This window comes from Shigella sp. FC1544, assembly GCF_001722145.1.
In the GTDB taxonomy this organism is placed as follows: domain Bacteria; phylum Pseudomonadota; class Gammaproteobacteria; order Enterobacterales; family Enterobacteriaceae; genus Escherichia; species Escherichia coli.
In genome coordinates this window covers 1-4662 of the sequence record NZ_MECT01000151.1, presented here as the reverse complement: position 1 = coordinate 4662, position 4662 = coordinate 1, and the positions used below count along the sequence as shown (strand labels likewise).

The window sequence follows — 4662 nt, the reverse complement described above, 5'->3', positions numbered from 1 at the left end:
TCGTCTGACGGCAGAAGAAGACCAGGAAATCAGAAAAAGGGCTGCTGAATGCGGCAAGACCGTTTCCGGTTTTTTACGGGCGGCAGCTCTCGGTAAGAAAGTTAACTCACTGACTGATGATCGGGTACTGAAAGAAGTTATGAGACTGGGGGCGTTACAGAAAAAACTCTTTATCGACGGCAAGCGTGTCGGGGACAGGGAGTATGCGGAGGTGCTGATCGCTATTACGGAGTATCACCGTGCCCTGTTATCCAGGCTTATGGCAGATTAGCTTCCCGGAGAGAAAACTGTCGAAAACTGACGGTATGAACACCGTAAGCTCCCAAAGTGATCACCATTCGCTTTCATGCATAGCTATGCAGAGAGCTGAAAACGATCCTGACGCATCCTTCCTGTTTTTCCGGGGTAAAACATCTCTTTTTGCGGTGTCTGCGTCAGAATCGCGTTCAGCGCGTTTCAGTGGTGCGTACAATTAAGGGATTATGGTAAATCCACTTACTGTCTGCCCTCGTAGCCATCGAGATAAACCGCAGAAATCGTGTCAGCCAGCAGCCTGGATTTTTTCGGGGTAAGGTCTTTGCTGCGGTAATCAGTACCCGCAAATTGAGTTGTGCCCCGGAGTGAGTTTAAAAATTCCTGGCTGTGAAACTGTTGAATGCGTTGTTGCACATCACTCCGTGATTTTCCTGTCGCTTTATCTTTAGCTCCCATATCCCAGAACTGCCGAAAAAAAGGCACCATCATTCGTGTTGTGTCGGCTTTTTGGGTGGAAAAGTTGGGATCAAAACCGTCATCAGAAGCATATACGTAATGCCGGGTATGTTGTTCCACGCTGCCCTTTGGGGTACAGGCTGTGAGAGCTACTGTTGCTGTTATCATGGCGATAAGACAAAGTTTGTTTCCGGTACGTCTCATGAGTGTCTCCCTACCTTAAAGTATTTATTCTCGGTGAGTTATTATCCGAAGATTATCTTATCATCAGTTTCTGAGCGCGTTCAGTGACCGAACAGCCTGGACCAGAATCCCCGTTTCTTTTCCTGCTCCAGAGCCTGCCTGAGCTGGGCTATCTCATTCTGTAGCTGTTTCCGTTCTGCTTTCTGGCGCCGGCGCTCCGTATCCTGGGCTTGTTTATCCTCAAGCATCAGCGTCAGGCATTGTTTCAGCTCATTCAGTTCCCGGAGAATGCGTTCTGTCTGCTGATCATGAGGTTTTTCTGAGTGTCCTTGAGTGTGCCTTTCTGGTGTCTCATTCCGCTTTAATTCGCCGTATGCCCGGATCAGTTCACTGGTTTCAAACTCCCGTCGTCCGTCCTGGCTGGTACGGTAACTGACAAGACCTGAGCGCATATCACGGTAAAACTGTGAACGCGATCTTCCAGTCATTTTCAGTGCGTCCCGGAGTGTGTGCCATGCCATAAAGTTACAGTGTCCCATAGGTGTCTCATCTCATGGTTTCAGTAAAACATAATGAGGTCTGAGAACGGTAATGTTTGTGCTGGTTTTTGTGGCATCGGGTGGAAATAGCACGTGGTGTGGGTGGCTGTTTTTTTGATCGTTTTCACAAAAATGAAAATCCACAGGGTTGACAGGGAAAATGCAGCGGCGTAATTTTAAACTGTATATAAAACCAGTGATTATATATACAGTATATTGCTTTTAACTATTTGTTTTTAATGTCAAAGAGGATTTTATAATGGAAACAGCTGTAGCGTACTATAAAGATGGTGTTCCTTATGATGATAAGGGGCAGGTAATCATTACTCTTTTGAATGGTAATCCAGACGGGAGTGGCTCTGGCGGTGGTGGTGGAACTGGAGGTAGCAAAAGTGAAAGTTCTGCAGCCATTCATGCCACAGCTAAATGGTCTACTGCTCAATTGAAGAAAACGCAGGCAGAACAGGCTGCCCGAGCAAAAGCTGCCGCAGAAGCACAGGCTAAAGCAAAAGCAAACCGGGATGCGCTGACTCAACATCTGAAGGATATTGTGAATGAGGCGCTTCGCCATAATTCCACTCATCCGGAGGTTATTGACCTGGCTCATGCCAATAATGCAGCGATGCAGGCAGAAGCAGAGCGGTTGCGCCTTGCAAAAGCAGAAGAAAAAGCCCGTAAAGAAGCGGAAGCTGCGGAAAAGGCTTTTCAGGAAGCAGAACAACGACGTAAAGAGATAGAGAAGGAGCAGGCTGAAACAGAACGCCAATTGAAACTGGCTGAGGATGAAGAGAAACGCCTGGCAGCATTGAGTGAAGAGGCCCGGGCTGTGGAGGTGGCACAAAAAAATCTTGCTGCTGCACAATCTGAGCTGGCGAAAGTGGATGAAGAGATTAATACGCTCAATACCCGTTTAAGCTCCAGTATTCATGCCCGTGATGCAGAAACGAATACGCTGTCCGGAAAACGAAATGAGTTGGATCAGGCATCTGCTAAATATAAAGAACTGGATGAAAGGGTTAAACTTTTATCTCCTAGGGCGAATGATCCGCTTCAGAGTCGTCCTTTTTTTGAGGCCACCAGACTACGGGCGAGAGCTGGTGATGAGATGGAGGAAAAACAAAAGCAGGTAACAGCATCAGAAACGCGTCTTAACCAGATTAGCTCTGAGATAAATGGAATCCAAGAGGCTATTTCTCAGGCTAATAATAAGCGAAGTACAGCAGTTTCACGTATTCATGATGCTGAAGATAATTTGAAAACAGCACAGACTAATCTCCTGAACTCGCAGATTAAGGATGCTGTGGATGCAACAGTTAGCTTTTATCAAACGCTATCTGAAAAATATGGTGAAAAATATTCAAAAATGGCACAGGAACTTGCTGATAAATCTAAAGGTAAGAAAATCAGCAATGTGAATGAAGCTCTAGCTGCTTTTGAGAAATACAAGGATGTATTAAATAAGAAATTCAGCAAAGCAGACCGTGATGCAATTTTCAATGCACTGGAGGCGGTTAAGTATGAAGACTGGGCTAAGCATTTAGATCAGTTTGCCAAGTACTTGAAGATTACGGGACATGTTTCTTTTGGATATGATGTGGTATCTGATATCCTAAAAATTAAGGATACAGGTGACTGGAAGCCGCTATTTCTTACATTAGAGAAGAAAGCTGTAGATGCTGGAGTTAGTTATGTTGTTGTTTTACTTTTTAGTGTGCTTGCTGGAACTACATTAGGTATCTGGGGGATTGCTATTGTTACAGGCATTCTATGTGCCTTTATTGATAAGAATAAACTTAATACTATAAATGAGGTGTTGGGTATTTAATTATTCTTTATTGATATAAACAGTCCTAGCAATCCAAATGGGATTGCTAGGACCAAACAAAGTAGATTGTATAGCATAAATAGGTTTAATTTTGCCACGGGGGCATTATTTAGGTTTTTTCTTTTTCTGAAAAAATCTTTCTTTATGAACTTAAAAAATATGTGTTCAATAGCATATTTTGAATATGGGCATAGAATAGTGCTTATCACTATTGCGTATAGCATCTTATCTGACGCTAGGAAATAATACCCTTCGTTGTTTTTTGTTATAAGGTATATATATATAAGTGCGCAGTATAGGCCAAACAAAATATTTTTTATGTAGTATCTTAAACTCATAAATTAAACCTCGTTATATATTCTTTTCATTTTATAAGGATCGAGTTATGAGGAAAAGATTTTTTGTGGGAATATTCGCTATAAACCTCCTTGTTGGATGTCAGGCTAACTATATACGTGATGTTCAGGGAGGGACTGTGGCTCCATCATCTTCTTCTAAATTGACGGGGATCTCTGTTCAGTAGAAAAGATCAAAGGATCTTCTTGAGATCCTTTTTTTCTGCGCGTAATCTGCTGCCTGTAAACGAAAAAACCGCCTGGGGAGGCGGTTTGATCGAAGGTTAAGTCAGTTGGGGAACTGCTTAACCGAGGTAACTGGCTTCAGCAGAGCGCAGATACCAAATACTGTCCTTCCAGTGTAGCCGTAGTCGGGCCACTACTTCAAGAACTCTGTTGCACCATTTGCGCCATCATCGCTCTGCTAACCAAGTTACCAACGGCTGCTGCCAGTGGCGCTAAGTCGTGTCTTACCGGGTTGGACTCAAGACGATAGTTACCGGATAAGGCGCAGCGGTCGGGCTGAACGGGGGGTTCGTGCACACAGCCCAGCTTGGAGCGAACGACCTACACCGAGCCGAGATACCAACAGCGTGAGCTATGAGAAAGCGCCACGCTTCCCGAAGGGAGAAAGGCGGACAGGTATCCGGTAAGCGGCAGGGTCGGAACAGGAGAGCGCACGAGGGAGCTTCCAGGGGGAAACGCCTGGTATCTTTATAGTCCTGTCGGGTTTCGCCACCTCTGACTTGAGCGTCGATTTTTGTGATGCTCGTCAGGGGGGCGGAGCCTATGGAAAAACGCCACCTGCGCGGCCTTTGTCCCTGCCTTCGGCTTTTTGCTCACATGCTCTTTCCGGCGTTATCCCCTGATTCTGTGGATAACCGCATTACCGCCTTTGAGTGAGCTGACACCGCTCGCCGCAGTCGAACGACCGAGCGTAGCGAGTCAGTGAGCGAGGAAGCGGAAGAGCGCCTTATGTGACATTTTCTCCTTACGCTCTGTTGTGCCGTTCGGCATCCTGTCCTGAGCGTTATCTCTCTGTGCTATTTTCTACTTCAAAGCGTGTCTG

General features: G+C 45.5%; 7 protein-coding genes. 3 read left to right on the top strand and 4 right to left on the bottom strand.

Annotation, left to right across the window (positions count from 1 at the left end):
• The coding region (gene mobA / locus BGK49_RS09740; protein ID WP_153275969.1) for a plasmid mobilization protein MobA at positions 1–271 on the top strand (271 nt) is incomplete at its 5' end.
• Positions 272–495: 224 nt separating this feature from the next.
• Here the strand turns inward: mobA and BGK49_RS09735 are convergent.
• The gene (locus BGK49_RS09735) at positions 496–915 is read right to left on the bottom strand and encodes an Exc2 family lipoprotein (RefSeq protein WP_001254967.1); all 420 of its coding nucleotides are present in this window, start codon (positions 913–915) and stop codon (positions 496–498) included.
• Positions 916–995: 80 nt separating this feature from the next.
• Positions 996–1433 carry an entry exclusion protein 1 gene (locus BGK49_RS09730; RefSeq protein ID WP_171729989.1) on the bottom strand — a complete coding sequence of 146 codons (438 nt, stop codon included), beginning with the start codon at positions 1431–1433 and terminating at the stop codon, positions 996–998.
• 259 nt (positions 1434–1692) lie between these two features.
• On the opposite strand from BGK49_RS09730, the gene BGK49_RS09725 reads away from it, so the two are divergent.
• The gene (locus tag BGK49_RS09725; protein ID WP_000447003.1) at positions 1693–3258 is read left to right on the top strand and encodes a colicin-like pore-forming protein; all 1566 of its coding nucleotides are present in this window, start codon (positions 1693–1695) and stop codon (positions 3256–3258) included.
• Here the strand turns inward: BGK49_RS09725 and BGK49_RS09720 are convergent.
• Positions 3255–3596, bottom strand: a complete 342-nt coding sequence (locus tag BGK49_RS09720; RefSeq protein ID WP_000058755.1) for a colicin E1 family microcin immunity protein — start codon at positions 3594–3596, stop codon at positions 3255–3257. The two genes, BGK49_RS09725 and BGK49_RS09720, sit on opposite strands and share 4 nt — an antisense overlap.
• A gap of 47 nt (positions 3597–3643) precedes the next feature.
• Here BGK49_RS09720 and BGK49_RS26200 point away from each other — a divergent pair, with 47 nt between their 5' ends.
• A complete protein-coding gene (locus BGK49_RS26200) occupies positions 3644–3781 on the top strand; it encodes a colicin release lysis protein (RefSeq protein WP_001329514.1) in 138 nt (45 codons plus the stop codon).
• Between the two features lie 196 nt (positions 3782–3977).
• Here BGK49_RS26200 and BGK49_RS31660 read toward each other — a convergent pair whose 3' ends face one another.
• Positions 3978–4136, bottom strand: coding sequence for a hypothetical protein (locus BGK49_RS31660; protein WP_001329547.1), 159 nt, complete (start codon positions 4134–4136; stop codon positions 3978–3980).
• Positions 4137–4662 lie beyond the last annotated feature (526 nt).